At 37.9% G+C, this 16784-nt stretch carries 15 protein-coding genes and 1 riboswitch; of the genes, 11 read left to right on the forward strand and 4 right to left on the reverse strand.

Annotation, left to right across the window (positions count from 1 at the left end):
- The first annotated feature begins 13 nt into the window (after positions 1 to 13).
- From resA to MHB44_RS06780, 9 genes are all read left to right on the forward strand, one after another.
- Positions 14 to 547 (forward strand): thiol-disulfide oxidoreductase ResA, encoded by a 534-nt coding sequence (gene resA, locus MHB44_RS06740; RefSeq protein ID WP_341302082.1) that lies wholly within the window; start codon positions 14 to 16, stop codon positions 545 to 547.
- Positions 548 to 560: 13 nt separating this feature from the next.
- Positions 561 to 2231 carry a cytochrome c biogenesis protein ResB gene (locus MHB44_RS06745; RefSeq protein WP_341302083.1) on the forward strand — a complete coding sequence of 557 codons (1671 nt, stop codon included), beginning with the start codon at positions 561 to 563 and terminating at the stop codon, positions 2229 to 2231.
- Positions 2231 to 3412 (forward strand): c-type cytochrome biogenesis protein CcsB, encoded by a 1182-nt coding sequence (ccsB, locus tag MHB44_RS06750; protein WP_341302084.1) that lies wholly within the window; start codon positions 2231 to 2233, stop codon positions 3410 to 3412. The genes MHB44_RS06745 and ccsB overlap by 1 nt, the downstream gene beginning before the upstream one ends.
- A 115-nt stretch (positions 3413 to 3527) precedes the next feature.
- On the forward strand, positions 3528 to 4244 hold the full coding sequence (locus MHB44_RS06755) for a response regulator transcription factor (protein ID WP_053994132.1): 717 nt from the start codon (positions 3528 to 3530) through the stop codon (positions 4242 to 4244).
- Positions 4237 to 6012 (forward strand): ATP-binding protein, encoded by a 1776-nt coding sequence (locus tag MHB44_RS06760; RefSeq protein WP_341302085.1) that lies wholly within the window; start codon positions 4237 to 4239, stop codon positions 6010 to 6012. Before MHB44_RS06755 ends, MHB44_RS06760 begins: the two co-directional genes overlap by 8 nt.
- A 57-nt stretch (positions 6013 to 6069) precedes the next feature.
- A complete protein-coding gene (sigX, locus tag MHB44_RS06765; RefSeq protein WP_341302933.1) occupies positions 6070 to 6624 on the forward strand; it encodes an RNA polymerase sigma factor SigX in 555 nt (184 codons plus the stop codon).
- Positions 6621 to 7934 (forward strand): RNA polymerase subunit sigma, encoded by a 1314-nt coding sequence (locus MHB44_RS06770; protein WP_341302086.1) that lies wholly within the window; start codon positions 6621 to 6623, stop codon positions 7932 to 7934. Before sigX ends, MHB44_RS06770 begins: the two co-directional genes overlap by 4 nt.
- 229 nt (positions 7935 to 8163) lie before the next feature.
- Positions 8164 to 8351, forward strand: a riboswitch (FMN riboswitch).
- Between the two features lie 221 nt (positions 8352 to 8572).
- Positions 8573 to 9160, forward strand: coding sequence for an ECF transporter S component (locus tag MHB44_RS06775; RefSeq protein WP_341302087.1), 588 nt, complete (start codon positions 8573 to 8575; stop codon positions 9158 to 9160).
- 222 nt (positions 9161 to 9382) lie between these two features.
- Complete coding sequence (locus MHB44_RS06780) at positions 9383 to 10729, forward strand: sodium-dependent transporter (protein WP_341302088.1); 1347 nt, start codon at positions 9383 to 9385, stop codon at positions 10727 to 10729.
- Between the two features lie 58 nt (positions 10730 to 10787).
- Here the strand turns inward: MHB44_RS06780 and MHB44_RS06785 are convergent, their stop codons facing one another.
- The 4 genes from MHB44_RS06785 to MHB44_RS06800 form a co-directional block, all read right to left on the reverse strand.
- Positions 10788 to 11174 (reverse strand): STAS domain-containing protein, encoded by a 387-nt coding sequence (locus MHB44_RS06785; RefSeq protein WP_341302089.1) that lies wholly within the window; start codon positions 11172 to 11174, stop codon positions 10788 to 10790.
- Positions 11175 to 11263: 89 nt separating this feature from the next.
- Positions 11264 to 12958 (reverse strand): methyl-accepting chemotaxis protein, encoded by a 1695-nt coding sequence (locus MHB44_RS06790; RefSeq protein ID WP_341302090.1) that lies wholly within the window; start codon positions 12956 to 12958, stop codon positions 11264 to 11266.
- 21 nt (positions 12959 to 12979) lie between these two features.
- On the reverse strand, positions 12980 to 13402 hold the full coding sequence (locus MHB44_RS06795; RefSeq protein ID WP_341302091.1) for an ATP-binding protein: 423 nt from the start codon (positions 13400 to 13402) through the stop codon (positions 12980 to 12982).
- 3 nt (positions 13403 to 13405) lie between these two features.
- Positions 13406 to 14539 (reverse strand): SpoIIE family protein phosphatase, encoded by a 1134-nt coding sequence (locus MHB44_RS06800; protein ID WP_341302092.1) that lies wholly within the window; start codon positions 14537 to 14539, stop codon positions 13406 to 13408.
- Between the two features lie 541 nt (positions 14540 to 15080).
- Between MHB44_RS06800 and glnA the strand changes: the two genes are divergently transcribed.
- Together glnA and MHB44_RS06810 are read left to right on the forward strand one after the other, a co-directional pair.
- Entirely contained in the window at positions 15081 to 16415 is a 1335-nt protein-coding gene (gene glnA, locus MHB44_RS06805; RefSeq protein WP_341302093.1) for a type I glutamate--ammonia ligase, read from the forward strand.
- A 115-nt stretch (positions 16416 to 16530) separates the two neighbouring features.
- Positions 16531 to 16716, forward strand: a complete 186-nt coding sequence (locus MHB44_RS06810; protein WP_341302094.1) for a sporulation protein Cse60 — start codon at positions 16531 to 16533, stop codon at positions 16714 to 16716.
- Positions 16717 to 16784: the final 68 nt, after the last annotated feature.

Below are 16784 nucleotides of genomic sequence, written 5' to 3' on the forward strand. Positions count from 1 at the left end.
GGGGGTTATTAGCTTGGAAAAAAAGAAAAAACGTCTTGTACTCCGCACGATTATTTTGGCAGTTTTAGCATTGGCAATTGGATACACGGTTTATGAAACAGCAACAAAAGAAAAAGTAGAGTTAGTGGCAATTGGCTCTGAAGCACCTGATTTCACGTTAATCGATTTAAACGGGGAAAAACATAAATTGTCTGATTATAAAGGGCAAGGAGTATTTTTAAACTTTTGGGGAACTTGGTGTAAGCCTTGTGAAAAGGAAATGCCTGCAATGGACAACCAATATCAAGTGTTTAAAGACAAAGGTGTACAAACCTTAGCGGTGAATATTGCACAGACGGATTTTGAAGTACAGAACTTTGTTGATCGACATAATTTGTCATTCCCAGTAGTCATCGATAAAACAAAAAGTGTGATGACAGCTTATAATGTTGGTCAATTACCTGCTACGGTGCTAATTGATCCCGACGGTAAAGTTGCAAAAATTATTACAGGTGAAATGACAGAGGAACATATTGCTTCGTTCATGGAATCAGTGAAACCAAAATAAGGAGTAAATGACGATGGAAAAAATCATTTGTGCTTGTGGTCATAGTAACCCATATGGCACGAAGCTCTGTGAAAAATGTGGTCGTCCTTTAACCGAAGAAGAGAAGCAAAATAAAGTTGTTGATATGCGCTATGATGGCATGGCGATTCGTTCTAAAACTTATAATAAATCAATTATTGATAAGATTTGGAATTTCTTTTCGAGTGTTAAAGTGGGCATAGCCTTAATTATTATCACATTAATTGCTGCTTCAATCGGAACATTGCTACCACAAGAATTTTATGTAAAAGCTTCCGATATGGAGAAGGGTGCTTATTACGAAGATGTATACGGTGTATTTGGTAAAATTTATTACGCATTAGGTCTTTCAGATTTGTATAGCTCCTGGTGGTTCCAAATTCTAGTTGGTATGCTAGCTGTATCAATTATTGTAGCGAGTCTTGACCGAGGGATACCACTGCATAAATCATTAAAGAACCAACGCGTGAAAAGACATGAAACCTTTATGAAGCGTCAACGCATTGTGGCAGAAGGGCAAGTAACGGCTGGTGCTGAAGAAACGCTTGATAAAGTTGCACAAAAAATGACGGAGATGAAATATTCAGTTCGTCGAGATGGTAGCGCTCTCTTAGCGGAAAAAGGACGCTTTTCTCGTTACGGTCCGTACATAAACCATGTGGGTCTTATTATCTTTTTAGGTGGAGTCATGCTACGTTTGCTCCCAGGCTTCTATGTGGATGAATCCATCTGGGTGCGTGAAGGTGAAACACGTGCTATTCCTAGCATGGATGGTTATTTTATTGAAAATCGTGATTTTATTTTAGAAACACATGATAATGAGCCACAGGGAGAGCAAGTAAAACAAGGTGTTAACGTAGTAGCAAAAAACTTCCAAACAGATGTTACGCTGTATAAGCAGCCAGAAGATGCACTACCTGGTGACACTGAAAATTTAGAAAAAGTGAAAGACTATTCGATTCGTGTTAATCATCCTTTGAAGGAAGATGGCTTTGCCCTTTATCAAATGGACTACCGCTTGAATGAATTAAAGCAAATGAATTTTGAATTAGTGCATAAAACAACAGAAGAATCGCTTGGCAAGGTGGAAATTGATTTAACAAATCCTAAAAAAGAGTATGATTTAGGCAATGGCTCTTCTGTGCAGATTCTTGTCTATACACCAGATTTTGATGGCTTTGAAAATGGTGAGCCACGAACAAAAACATCCGTGCCAAATAATCCTGCATTTTTATTTAAAATGACAACACCAGAAACGCCAGAGGGTGAGGTAAGCTTTGTAGAAATTATGCAACCACCTTTAGAGCCGCTGGGCGAAAATCAATATAGAATGAAGTTTGCTGAGGCAGAGATGCGTGATATGTCAGGTATTACTGTGCGTAAAGATAAAACCATTCCGATTATATTTATTGGCGGTGCTATTTTTATGCTTGGTGTGGTTATTGGATCTTACTGGAATCATCGTCGTTTATGGCTTCAGGTGGAACCAGATGGCCGTGTGTTAATGGCTGCCCATGTTAATAAAAATATGTTTAGCATGAAAAAGGATTTAGATACTGTCACGGCATTTGCTGTATTACCTCCGTATAAAGATCAATTGGAAGAAGAGGGGGACGAAGAGTCTGCAAATGGTGGCATTAAAGAAAAGGACGGTGACAACACCTGATGAGTTTGATTGATATAAGTGGTAACCTTCTATATGTAGCGTTTGTTGCTTATTTAATTGCAACATTACTGTTTGGCGGGTCTATTAAACAAGCAAATGCGACTGGTAAGAATATTGATAAATGGGGTAAGCTTGCCATTGTAGTAACCATTATTGGGTTCTTATCACAGCTTGGCTATTTTATTACACGTTGGATCTATACAGGACATGCACCTGTAAGTAATATGTTTGAATTTACAACTGCCTTTGGTATGTTTATTGTTGGAGCGTTTATCTTAATTTACTTTATTTATCGTTTAACGGCACTTGGGCTAGTCGCGTTACCGGTAGCACTTTTAATCATTGCGTATGCAGCAATGTTCCCAAATGAAGTAAGCCCATTAGTGCCTTCATTACAAAGTCATTGGCTAACGATTCATGTTATTACAGCAGCATTAGGGCAGTCCATTTTAGCTATTAGTGCAGTAGCAGGGCTTATCTATTTATTAAAAGTAGTGGATTTAACAAAGCCCTCTAAACAACGTTTTTGGTTAGAGGCAGTGATGTATAGTCTTGTTGTAGTTATTGGGTTTGTGGCAGTAACCTCTACATTTAATGCAATGGATTATGAGTCTAGCTACACGTATATTGATAAAGAAGGAGCGCCTCATAAAATCATTTATAATTTGCCCCCAATTTTTGGGATGCATGAATATGAAGCAATTGAAGAGCAGGGCATGTCACCAATCGTTGAAATGCCAGCACTTATTAATGCGAAAAAATTAACAACTGTTGTTTGGTCATTAATCGTAGGTTCTATTTTATATATATTGATTCGCTTAATTGCGCGACGACGTATTAGTGCTATTTTCCAACCATTTGTGAAACGTGTGAATTTACAATTGCTCGATGAGATAGGGTATCGTTCAGTGCTTATTGGATTCCCGTTATTCTCTTTAGGTGCCTTAATCTTTGCAATGATTTGGGCACAGATTGCCTGGAGTCGCTTCTGGGGCTGGGACCCGAAAGAAGTATGGGCTCTTATTACATGGCTATTCTATGCGGCATTCCTGCATTTACGTCTATCAAAGGGCTGGGAAGGTCGAAAATCTGCTTGGTTAGCATTAATTGGTTTCGGTATTATTTTATTCAACCTAATTGCTGTTAACTTAATTCTCGCAGGTTTACACTCTTACGCATAACTTGTGACACAATAAGCCTTTTCGCTGTGGCGAAAAGGCTTTCTTTTCTTTTCAATATGTGTCACACCATGTACAATAGAAGGTAGAGAAAGATTAGAAGAGAGGGATCGTGAAAGTGTCAGAAAATATTTCAGTATTAGTAGTAGACGATGAGGATCGTATTCGCCGCTTATTAAAAATGTACCTAGAGCGAGAAGGATACCTTGTTGACGAGGCAGAAAATGGTGAACAAGCGATCGAAAAATCTTTAGAAAAAGAGTATCACTGTATTTTACTTGATATTATGATGCCCGAAAAAGATGGGCTGGAAGTGTGTGCAGAAATTCGAGAACGAGCAACAACACCAATTATTTTATTAACTGCAAAAGGTGAGGAAGCGAATCGTGTACAGGGCTTTGAGCTTGGCGCAGATGATTATATTGTAAAACCATTTAGTCCTCGTGAGGTTGTGTTGCGTGTGAAGGCTATTTTACGTCGTTCACAAGCGTTCTCACCAGCAACAAATGCATCTTCTTCAAAGGATTTAGTGGTGTTCCAGCATCTGATGATCGACCATGATGCACATCGCGTGACAGCGGAGGGCATTGAGGTGAATTTAACACCAAAGGAATATGAATTACTCTACTTCTTAGCAAAATCGCCAGACAAAGTATTTGACCGTGAACAATTACTAAAAGAGGTTTGGCATTATGATTTCTTTGGGGATTTACGTACAGTTGACACACATGTGAAGCGCTTGCGTGAAAAGCTCAATCGTGTGTCAGAAAACGCTGCCAAGATGATTGTGACAGTTTGGGGCGTTGGCTACAAGTTTGAGGTTGTCAATGAATAGAATATGGAACAGCGTTGTCGGGAAGCTATGGGTAACCATATTGCTTCTCGTTTCATTTGTATTATTTGTTTTCACGGTATTAATGCTTGAGTTTCTTCAAAACTATCATATGCAGCAAGCAGAAATGTCTTTGCGTCAAACTGCTGCAACAGTCGCAAGTATCGTAGATGATAATGAAACAACGGAATCTACTTCGGCATTGTTAAAGGATATTTTGCCTACAGGTACTAACGCGCTTATCGCTATTAGTAATAATGAAGTTTCCTTTGCGATGCAAGAGGGTGTCAATAAAAAGGAAATACAAGATACAATCTTAGCGAATCGATCATTTCATGAAGTTTTTAAATCAGATCAACCCATCACTAAAGAAATGATGATGCCGTCCTCTGTGGATCAAGAAAAAATGGAATCCTATGTTGTGCTTGGCTTTCCATTGAATGTGGAGAATGCTGTACACGGGGCTGTTTTTATTTATCAAAGTCCAGATGCATTACATAAAACGTCTAAAGAAACAACGAAAATTGTCTTTTTAGCCGCTTTTATCGCATTTGTGTTAACAACATTTTTTGCGTTTTTCTTATCCTCGCGTATTACCTCGCCGCTTAGAAAAATGCGAGAGCTAGCATTTGAAATTGCGAAAGGGAATTTTGAAGCGAAAATGCCAACAGCTCAAAACGATGAAATTGGTCAGCTTGCGGTTGCCTTCAACCAAATGGGGCGTCAATTAAAGCATAATTTAGAGGTGATTAATCAAGAAAATGAACAGCTATCGAATATTTTAACATCGATGACAGATGCAGTAATTACCTTTAATCGTGACCGTACAATTCTGTTAAGTAACCCACCAGCAGAGCGTTTAATGCAAAAGTGGTTTGTTAATAAAGGCTCACAAAGTGCCAAGCCAATTCCACCTGAGCTCTATCATATGCTTGATCATGTGTTAATGTTTGAGGATAAGCTGGAAGAGGAAATTGAAATGGACGGTAGCTATTACACATTTACGATTAGCCCCCTTTATAGCGGTGAAATGATACGAGGAGCTGTCGCTGTGATTCGTGATATGACAGAGCAGCATCGCTTAGAAAAGCTACGTTCAGATTTTATTGCCAATGTTTCTCATGAGCTGCGTACACCTATTGCCATGCTGCAAGGCTATTCAGAGGCATTGATGGATGATGATTTTATTCAAGACCAGGAAGAGCGCAATGAAATTACCAAAATTATTTATGATGAATCCAAACGAATGGGACGTCTTGTGACAGATTTATTAGATTTGGCACGTATGGAATCAGGACATATGACGTTGTATAAAGATGAATTACCGATTAATTCTACATTCGAACGAATTACGCAAAAATTTGCACAGGTGGCTAAGGAAAAGCATGTACGTTTAGTTTTTGATAGTGAATTTAATAATGATGCTATGATTAATATAGATGAGGATCGTATTGAACAAGTGCTGACAAATTTAGTGGATAATGCACTTCGACATACAGATGAAGGAGCGGTCACTGTAAAAGTAGAGCAGGAGCCAACCTTTGCAAAAATTTCTGTCCAGGATACAGGACATGGCATTCCTCAGGAAGATTTACCTTATGTTTTTGAACGTTTTTATAAGGCAGATAAGGCACGCACTCGCTCTAAAGGTGGTACAGGGCTTGGCTTAGCCATTGCTAGAAATATTATCAAGGCACACTCAGGCAATATTATGGTAGACAGTGTGCTGAAGGAAGGCACAACCTTTACGTTTTATTTACCGTTCGATTAATAACCGTGATTACTATTAATTGGCTGTAACTTCTGGGAACGTAAAACGACAAATATTATAGAACGGGGGTGGAGTGCTTTGAATGACTCCGTGTTCCATCGACTATACGATGCATATCATCAAGACGTGTTCCAGTTTCTAATATACTTAGTAAAAAATCGTACGCTTGCGGAAGATTTGGCGCATGAAGTGTATGTCCGTGTATTGCGCTCATATGACCAATTTGCAGGCAATAGCAGTGAGAAAACATGGCTATTTGCAATTGCGAAAAATGTTGCCATTGATCATTTTCGCAAACAAGCAGTGCGTCAAAAGCATTCACTTGATTTCTTTGACTGGGAAACGGAACAGCTCCATTCAACCACACCATCACCGGAGGATATGCTACAGGCCAGTGATGAATTTATGCAAGTAGCATCAGCACTTGAAAAATGTTCAGGTGATCAAAAAATGGTCATTATTATGCGCTATTTTCAGGATTTATCGATTGCAGAAACTGCACAGATATTAGATTGGACAGAAGCAAAGGTGAAAACAACGCAGCATCGTGCCATTAAGTTTTTAAGGCAACAGCTACAGCCGATTAAAGAACAGGAGGCGAAACGGCAATGACGCATAAGCAATTTGATGATGAACACCTTGAACATGTATTACACAATGCCCCTAAGCTTTCTGACCACCGTTCTAAAGAAGAGCTATTAAATCGGTTATTGGCGGATGCCCGCTTGCAAGATAATGTTCACCTACAGGAAGCTATGCAACAACCAATAGAAGATGAACAAAATCAACAGGATCATTCTGCAGGACAAGAACCAACAACACGATCGAAGCTTCGTCAAATGCAGATTTTTATGAGCGTTGCAGCAGTTTTTGCGTTAACGCTACTTGTAGGCTCAGTATTGATGAATAACAAGGCTGAGCAAAAAGACCAGGCTAGCACTGCTGAAACAGCTCAGTATGCAGCTACACCAGAGAACGATGCTGTAGAGGAAAGCGCTGCTGCAAAGGATGCCTCTATATCAAACGAGGCGCTCCAGTCCAATATTGTAAAGGAGCATGAACGCTTTTTATCCTTACGTTCCTCTGTCTATGAGGATGATTTAACGGATGCTGTTGCTTTCCGTATTGGTTTGGCAGGACGTGACGCAGAAAGTGTCCCAATGACCTATGTAATCCCCAATGAGCGTGTAGCAGCTGATTTTGAAGGAGAAAAGCCCTCTACCCTACAGATGTATGAAAAATACGCTCCTCAAATTGATGAGGAAGCAAAGGGCTTTACAGATTATCATCCTTATAAGGGTGAGCTAAAGGAAGAAGAGGATAAGCTTGTCCATGTATTGCCGAAAGAAAATGATTATGATGTGGCAACGGCTACCGAAAATGAGTATAAAGGGACCTTGGAAGATACATTCTCTGACTCTGAATATACAGAACTTGAGATTCAAAATGAAGACGGGACACCCTATGAGTTCTCTCAAGAGGGGACACCAAGTTTAGCAATGTCCTTAACAGGTCCTCAACATTTTAATTATTATGTATACAAAGATGAAAATGGAAGCGAATATTTATCACCTGATTTTCGCCAAACATTCTCAACAGTGACAGAGGCATTATCACAAATGAAAAATAAAAATGATGATGTCTATATACCTGCTGTTCCTGAAAATATCACATACAGCGTAAAAGAGGAAACGGCAGGTGTTGTTGTTACATTTGATCTACCGCTTGATTTAACAGCAATGGAAGCAGTTCGTGCTACACAGTTAATTGAGGCAATGATGCTGACAGCTGCTAGCTTTGATCAACAACTGCGTTTAGACAATGTTATTCAAAAAAGCTGGGAAGGATTCGATTTAACAAATTATTTACCAAAGCCTGTAGGGCCAAATAAGCAATACATGGAAGAAGAATCAAAGAAATAAAGTGAAATGGGGCATTCTCACAATAGGAGAATGCTCTATTTTCATTTTTGGTGCTATTCAGTGGCTGTACAAAGCATTACTGAATTCAGCTATAGCGTTGAGCGATGACAAGAGGGCTCGGATGCAATTGCTTCACAATACATACAAAACTAATAGGATTTTTTTAAGCAGAACTATTTACTTTTCCCTCATAATTATTTATAGTAAAGTTGTAGTATAAAATAATATGATTCATCTTCGGGGCAGGGTGAAAATCCCGACCGGCGGTAATAGAGTTGTAAATCGTTAATGATTTTTCATTAACTCGAGAGATTTATGCTAAACTCTTCAGCCCGCGACCTGTGTAAATTTATTTGCATGGCTGACTTGGTGTAATTCCAAGGCCGACAGTTAAAGTCTGGATGGGAGAAGATGGAGGTACGATCGTCATTCATTGTTATGAAAATTTAACTATGAGCGAACGCTTTTTTAGTATGTCTTTATCAAAAGTGTTCAAAAATAGTTAATGCTGACGTTTATTAGTCATGCCTTTCTCCCTTATGCTTCAATGCATAGGGGTTTTTTATATGAACAATGATTGTGCAGATCGTCACCTTTCTTCTTGCGAGATTGAATCAGCAAAGAGGAGAGAGTTTTCTATGAAGAAAAATGTTAAACTTCAATCGTTTATTACGATTGGCATGCTGAGCAGTATTTCATTTTTATTAATGCTGTTTAATTTCCCAATTCCGCCATTCCCAGCATTTTTGGAAGTAGACTTTAGTGATATGCCTGCATTATTAGCAGCTATTACAATGGGCCCAGTGGCTGGAATTCTAGTAGAGCTATTTAAAAATGTGTTGGACTGGATTTTCTCAGGTACGCCAACTGGTGTTCCAGTAGGACATATTGCAAACTTTACAACAGGTATTTTGTTTATTTTACCAGTAAGCTTTATTTTTAATCGCTTTAAATCCATGACAGGCTTAATTGGTGGCTTAGCGACTGGAACAGTGGTAATGGCACTAGGCATGAGCTTTTTAAACTATGCTGTATTTTTACCAATGTATACGTACTTCTTAGGGATGGAGCCTGTTGTAGGTGATTCACTTTACAAAATGATCGTTGCTGGAATTTTACCATTTAATATTGTAAAAGGTATTTTATTAACGGCTATTATGGCGTTACTATTTACAACAATGCGTAAATGGATCGACCGCCAGCGCGCGATGTATATAACAAAATAAAGAAAATGGACCTCAGGCATATGGTATGCTTGAGGTTTTTTTATGTGGATGAGGTGAAGGGGTGGATAGAGTGCGTAGACTGACGGATAGAATTGTGAAAGTGTAGGATAGAACTTCAAAATTGATGGATAGACGGGCTCAAAAGCGAAGCCCTCCCTAGGCGCGTGTGCTATTTTCATGTAAAATAGGAATGAGTTTAGCATGTTTGAGGAGATTGAAGAGATGAGTGAAAAAAAGGGACAATGGTCTAGCAAATTAGGGTTTATTTTAGCATCAGCAGGTGCTGCCATCGGTCTAGGAGCGATTTGGAAGCTACCGTATGTAACAGGACAAAGTGGGGGAGGTGCATTTTTCCTAATCTTTGTGCTATTTACATTATTAATCGGCTTACCAATGTTATTATCTGAATACATTTTAGGGCGGGGTACACAGTCAGAGGCAGTAACCGCCTATAAAAAAATTGCGCCAACCAAACTAGGCTGGGCTTGGATTGGCCGTCTGGGTGTGCTTGGCTGTTTTTTACTATTAACGTTCTATAGTGTTGTAGGAGGCTGGATTTTTATTTACAGCGGACTTGGTATAAGTGGTGCTGTCATTGACCCTGCAACGGATCCAACTGAACTATTTGGCAAAGTTATTGGAACACCTTGGATTACATTAGTAGGACTAGCTTTATTTACGCTAGCAAATGTACTTGTTATTTCGTTAGGCGTACAAAATGGTATTGAGAAGGCAAATAAATGGATGATGCCATTGCTTTTCATCATGTTCGTCGTGCTTGTTGTACGTGCGGTAACATTAGAGGGAGCAATGGAAGGGATAAAATTCTTTTTATGGCCTAATTTTTCGAATATTACAGGAAGAGCGTTGCTAGATGCATTAGGTCAATCCTTCTTTGGTTTAGCTGTTGGATTTTCTTGTCTTGTGACATATAGCTCTTATTTAAAAAAGGATGTAAGTCTGCCAAATTCAGCAGGGTCTGTGGTGATACTAACAGTGCTTGTATCATTTTTAGCAGGATTAGCAATTTTCCCTGTTGTTTTTGCCTTTGATTTAGAGCCCACAGCAGGACCTGGTTTGCTATTTATGGTGTTGCCAACTGCATTTAGTCAACTGCCATTTGGTGAAGTATTTTTAGCAATGTTTTTGTTGTTATTTTTATTTGCTACATTAACATCCTCATTTAGCTTATATGAAATTATTGTAGCGGCATTTATGGAAATCACTCAGAAATCTCGTCTGCTGTTGTCGGTTTTACTAGGTATTATCGTATTTCTTGCAGCGATTCCAGCGGCGCTTTCCTCTAGTATGCTAGCAAATGTAACCTTTTTTGAGAAGAGTATTTTTGATGCTACTGATTTTTTAGTATCAAACTTAATGCTACCATTAGGAAATCTATTAATAGCCATTTTCCTTGTCCATGTTGTGGATAAAGAATTTGTGAAAAAAGAATTATTGATGGGCAGTCAGTTGGGACAAGGGTATTATTCGACATACCGTATATTAATGTTAGTGGTAGTGCCCATTGTGATTCTCGTTGTACTAATCAACATGCTTTTACAATATTAAAGAAAATAGGGTGTATTCCTTCTCCTAGGAATACACCCTATATGGGGCCACAATAGCGTTAATAATCGTTAAGCGATAGTTCACCTAGCCAATCTTCTTTAATCATCTTCCTTGCCTGCTCCTCGCTTTTTGCAATAGGGAATACTTTATCGACCTGCGAAATGGCAAACAAGTTGCGAATGAAATCATCGACGACGATAATGGCGATTTTCTTTTCTTTTACAGATACTTTTTTTGCAAAATTCACGATCATACCAAAACCAGTACTATCAATATTCGTTACCTTTTGCATATCAATAATGTACCCATGCTTTGTGTTCAAGTTAAGCGCTTGAAGATCCTTTTTTATGTCCTCAATTAGCCCATATTCTAAATCACCAGTAAACGCAATCAAAATATAATCAGTCTTTGTGCCAATGTCCATCGCAATTTTCTTCTGATTCATACTATAGCGCCTCCATTTTCTTTTTCTTGTGAAACTTTGAGCTGTCAGCGATAGGGGTCTTATGCCAACGCTACAAGTCTTCTAAAAATTTAAAACTTAAATTTATTTACTTCGTGTTGTAATTTACCAGCAATTGACGATAGCTCATCTGAATTTTGCGTAATTTCTGCAACCGTTGCATATTGCTCTTCAGATGTAGCGGCAATTTCTTCAGTTGCTGCTGCAGAATCCTCAATGATACGAGAAATATCTTGAATAGCCTGCTGCACACCTAAGGAATTATTATTTACATTGGTAAATGCAGTTTTCATTTGCTCAACGCCTTCTTCCGTTTCAACAACCTTCTCCACGATTTCCTTTAAGGCACTTCCTCCTTTATTAATAATGGTTACTTGCTCTTCTACAGCCAATAGATTACTTTCCATCGTTCTTACGGTTACAGATGTTTCGGCCTGAATATCATTAATAAGATTTGTAATTTGTCCAGCAGCTAAACTTGATTGTTCTGCGAGCTGACGTACCTCTGATGCAACAACAGCAAAGCCTTTTCCTTGATCGCCTGCTCGTGCTGCCTCAATCGCTGCATTTAGTGCCAGTAGATTTGTTTGCTCCGCTATGCCAGTGATTACAGTAATAATGCCACCAATTTCTTCAGAACGTTTGCCCAATTTTTGGATAGAATCAGTTGCATAAGACACGGTTTTTGTAACATCACTTAAATGCTTAATTGCTTCATTGATGGCTTCTTCACCTTTACGAGCGATCTGCGTTGATTCAATTGCGCTATTTAAAGTGGCTTCAGCCTGTTGTAAGCTGTTTGATACTTCCCCAAGCGTTTTTTGCATCATGGATACAATTTGTTCAGCCTGGTCAGATTGAGTCGTAGTACCAACTGCGATTTCATTCATTGTTAGTGCGATTTGGTTAGACGCCTCACTTGTTTGATGTGATGATTCGGCTAAAGAATGTGAGGAGTTGGCGACTTGATTGGCGCTACTAGCCACGATCGATATCGTCTCTGTTAACTGATTTTTCATATGACTAAAGGCACGTGCTAAATCAGCAATCTCATCTTGACCTTTAGGGTTTAATAATTTTACATCTAAATTCAGATCTGCTAGTTCCTTAGCATTGGTACTTAGAATATTAATAGGATTAATAATTTGCTTTTGTAAAAACCAACTAATTCCACCGATCATGATAATGGCAATCACTACGGACACTGCTACATTTTCAAGTGCAGATTTTGTGGCAATGCTGACATAGGGAGCAATAGGAACAGCAGTCGCCCATACGCCAATCACTTCCCCTTGACGATTTAAAATCGGATCATAGGCGGCTTGATGCATGTTCCCTAAAACAGTTGCCGAACCGATAAAACGTTTTTTTTCACCTAATACAACAGTCGCAACTTCATCAGATACTTTTGTATTTAATGCACGCTGACCATTTTCAACTACATTTGTACTAATGCGCGTATCGTTTTGAAAGATAGATACAGCATTCCCATTTGTAAGCTCGCCAACTTTATCAGCTACCTCAAAGTTTTCTACCATATTAACATCGCCTTTATAGAGCTGATCATTTTGGATAGACCAATCTCCAGGATACTTCGCATCTAAATATTCATAACTTACCTGAATATCTGATAACAGCTTTGTATCGGCACTTTCTAAAAGGTTACTTTTAGCAATAAAGAAGTTTATGCCTGCTAATAGGGTTGTAAGTAATAGAATACAGCCAAATATAAGCAGATTTATTTTTTTTCGGATAGAAAGTTTCATGAAAATACCTCCAAATTTGCGTTATAGATGAATTTTTTTTGAAATACCAACTAAAAATTTTGTCTCAGAAATATTTTCAAACCAAAGATGGTCGACCATCTTTTTAACAAAAAATAAACCACGGCCCCGATCGGAATAATCGAGTTTGTTTAAATCAAATTGTAGAATACTATCCCACTCACTTTCAGCAATCCCCTTAGCTTCATCTGTGACGGTTATTGTTATTTCCTCAAGGGATTGCATTACATGTATTTGAATCTCTTTTTTTGTGCATGTTTCTATTTTTCCCATAGCCTCGACGGCATTTATAACTAATTCATGTACAACAAAGCGTAATTCTCTTTTATAAGGTAGATTGTATATATTTGTGTAATTCTCTATAACTTGATCAATAAAGGCTATAGCGTGTGTATCAGGATTTACATTGAGCGTGAATTCCATCATCAATCACCTACCCTGTAATGTAATGGTTATTGAAACGACTGTTATATCATCAGTGTAATCATTATCAAATAAATTGTATTCTTGAGAGAATTTTTGCAGCGCATAGCTATTATCTTGTGAAGCATACGTATAGAAAAAGTCCATATCAATTGAATTTTGTCCATTCACAGTTAATAAGCCATCTGTATAAAGAATAATACGATGCCAACCTGATAAAGGTATCATCTTTTTATTTATTTGAATAGTAGGGAATAGTCCGAGGATAGGCGTATTCGCTGGGAGGAATACCGTTTCTCCATATTTTCCAAATAAAAAACCAGAAGGATGAGCCGCGTTCACATAGTGTAAAGTTCTGTTTTTTGTATCTATTAGAATGTAGATCGCGGTTATTAAAAATCGATCCATATCTTCATCTGAAAATAGTTCATAAATTTGGCGGTTAAGTTCCTGAATAGCTGCTACTGGATCAATCAATTTTGTAATGATGCCCTTTAAGAGAGATCGAATAGACATAGTAACGAGTGACGCAGCGATGCCATGCCCCATTACATCATACAGAAGAATGCCCGTTAAATGGTCATTAATTTTAAACCAGCAATACATATCGCCACCCAATGTATTAGATGTTACATAAAGTCCATCAATCTGAACATACTCGAGATTTAATGGTGGAGATAATGCATTCTTTTGAAACCTTTTTGCGACAAATAAATCCTTTTGAATCATGCTCTCTTGCTGTTTTCGAATCTTGACCTCCTGCTGGTATTTTGAGGCGACCTGAATGCGTGTCTTAAACTGGGTGAAATCAAATGGCTTTAAAATAAAATCGAAAATACCCGCTTCAAAAGCTCTATCAATTGTAACGGTTTTTTCGTAAGTTGTAGATAGCAGAATAGGGACATCAATCCAGTTTTTCAATGCGTGAATGTGCTGGCAAATTTCCTCGCAATTTTTAAGCGTCATTTTAACATCAAGTATAATTAATTCCAGCTCTTCTTTTAAAGAAGAATTGAATAAATAATTCATTGCTGCCTCGTGCGTTGAAAAGCAATGAATATTTTGAATGTTGATACGATGAAAATATTTTTGCAGACGCAATACATCATTACTCACGTTGCCAATAATTAATACTGACATGCTTACTAAATTCACCGCCTTATGTATCTTTCAATAGAAGAATTCTAGGAATCTGATGTAATAATTTCTAACTATAAGTATATACGCCATCTTTACTTAGCTCATGAATAAAATAAAAATTCTAATTTGCTATAAATTTACCAATAAATATGCCATTATACAAGACTTTTGTGATATAAAGTGAAACTTAATTGATGAAGGTTCTCTTTCATTTCACTGATTCTTCTTTTTCATCCCTCGGGAATCTTTATTTCTTTGCTAGTACTGGCTTTAGGGCATCGCAGGGGATTGAGAACATGCGTTTAAAATCATTCACTACTAGAGATGTTTTTTAATTGGTAAAAAAACACATATGTTAGGACTGTACGTAACTATTTATAATCGAACCAACCATCATTCATCTTAAAAAGACATTAATATCTTCGAAAAAAACAATGTAATGAAATATAACATATGTATTGCGTGAATATTCTTTTTAATGTAATTTAAAAGCAGTTATTAATAATTGATGTTAATTTAAATTACATTGGAGTGGTGAAGAATGAAACATTATACAAGAGAAGATATTATACGCCGAATAAAGGAAGAAAATGTGAAGTTTATTCGCCTACAATTTACAGATATATTAGGAACAATTAAAAATGTAGAGATTCCTGTTAGTCAACTAGAAAAAGCATTAGACAATAAAGTGATGTTTGATGGCTCCTCCATCGAAGGCTTTGTACGTATTGAGGAATCGGATATGTATTTAAAGCCTGACTATGATACATTTGTTATTTTTCCTTGGACAGCAGAGAAGGGTAAGGTAGCACGTTTTATTTGTGATATTACTCGACCAGATGGTACACCTTTTGAGGGTGATCCCCGTTCCAATCTAAAGCGTGTCTTAAAGGAAATGGAGGAATTAGGCTTTACATCATTTAATTTAGGGCCAGAGCCAGAATTTTTCCTTTTTAAGTTGGATGATAAAGGGCATCCAACGCTTGAATTAAATGATAGCGGTGGTTATTTTGATTTAGCGCCAACTGATCTTGGAGAGAATTGTCGTCGTGATATCGTTCTGGAATTAGAAGAAATGGGCTTTGAAATTGAAGCTTCTCATCATGAGGTAGCGCCCGGTCAGCATGAGATTGACTTTAAGTATGCAAGTGCCATTGAAGCATGTGACAATATTCAAACGTTTAAGCTTGTTGTGAAAACAATCGCTGCACGACATGGGCTACATGCGACATTTATGCCAAAGCCACTGTTTGGTGTTAATGGCTCAGGCATGCATTTTAACCTTTCTTTATTTGAAGGTGATAAAAATGCCTTCTATGATGAGCATGCAGAGCTACAATTAAGCCAAACAGCACGTAGCTTTATAGCAGGGATTATGAAGCATGTGCATGGCTTTACAGCGGTCACGAATCCGCTTGTGAATTCCTATAAACGCTTAGTGCCTGGCTACGAGGCGCCTTGCTATGTAGCATGGTCTGCACAAAACCGCTCCCCACTAATTCGTATTCCTGCAGCACGTGGATTATCAACGCGAGTTGAATTACGTTCAGTGGACCCAGCCGCAAACCCCTATTTGGCAATGGCAGTTATTCTAGCATCTGGTCTCGATGGCATACGGAAGGATTTAACACCACCTGATGCGGTTAATCGTAATATTTATAAAATGTCTCAAGATGAACGGGAGCTAAATGGCATTGAGAGCTTGCCCTCTTCACTAGAACATGCACTTATTGAATTGGAGATGGATACTGTAGTGTGTGAGGCATTAGGTAACCATATTTTAGGAAAATTTACAGCCGCTAAAGAAATAGAATGGAATAAATATCGCACACGCGTTCATACTTGGGAGCGCGAGGAATATTTAACGATGTATTAAAGCCATTTTTTTGAAATGATAACATCCACTTCATTATATTGGAAAGTGAAGTGGATTTTTAGTATGTGACAATGACTTCCTTCTGTTCTATGATTAGAGAAAAGGAGCGTGGACAATGACACAAACAACCCAAGTTGTGACGATACAAAATAATGATATTGTGCAATTTGAACATGATATTAATCGTGCGTTAGTCGATTTAAGTGACTTTTTTATTATTGATATTAAATATAATACTCTTTATATAGGGGAGCAAACCATTATTCATTCAGCTCTAATTATTTATAGTTATCATGAGTGAGCTTTACCCTACCTTAGCTGAAATCCGTATACTCCACAAATGCAACGTACCTTCCAACTCACTACAAT

Source organism: Lysinibacillus sp. FSL H8-0500, from assembly GCF_038051955.1.
Taxonomy (GTDB): domain Bacteria; phylum Bacillota; class Bacilli; order Bacillales_A; family Planococcaceae; genus Lysinibacillus; species Lysinibacillus macroides.

Coding starts and splice junctions, on each gene's coding strand:
- MHB44_RS06785 (WP_341302089.1), bottom strand. CDS start 11,174: ATGAATCAGAAGAAAATTGCGATGGACATTGGCACAAAGACTGATTAT.
- MHB44_RS06775 (WP_341302087.1), top strand. CDS start 8,573: ATGAAGAAAAATGTTAAACTTCAATCGTTTATTACGATTGGCATGCTG.
- MHB44_RS06760 (WP_341302085.1), top strand. CDS start 4,237: ATGAATAGAATATGGAACAGCGTTGTCGGGAAGCTATGGGTAACCATA.
- MHB44_RS06745 (WP_341302083.1), top strand. CDS start 561: ATGGAAAAAATCATTTGTGCTTGTGGTCATAGTAACCCATATGGCACG.
- MHB44_RS06790 (WP_341302090.1), bottom strand. CDS start 12,958: ATGAAACTTTCTATCCGAAAAAAAATAAATCTGCTTATATTTGGCTGT.
- MHB44_RS06800 (WP_341302092.1), bottom strand. CDS start 14,539: ATGTCAGTATTAATTATTGGCAACGTGAGTAATGATGTATTGCGTCTG.
- MHB44_RS06780 (WP_341302088.1), top strand. CDS start 9,383: ATGAGTGAAAAAAAGGGACAATGGTCTAGCAAATTAGGGTTTATTTTA.
- MHB44_RS06770 (WP_341302086.1), top strand. CDS start 6,621: ATGACGCATAAGCAATTTGATGATGAACACCTTGAACATGTATTACAC.
- MHB44_RS06810 (WP_341302094.1), top strand. CDS start 16,531: ATGACACAAACAACCCAAGTTGTGACGATACAAAATAATGATATTGTG.
- ccsB (WP_341302084.1), top strand. CDS start 2,231: ATGAGTTTGATTGATATAAGTGGTAACCTTCTATATGTAGCGTTTGTT.
- MHB44_RS06795 (WP_341302091.1), bottom strand. CDS start 13,402: ATGATGGAATTCACGCTCAATGTAAATCCTGATACACACGCTATAGCC.
- glnA (WP_341302093.1), top strand. CDS start 15,081: ATGAAACATTATACAAGAGAAGATATTATACGCCGAATAAAGGAAGAA.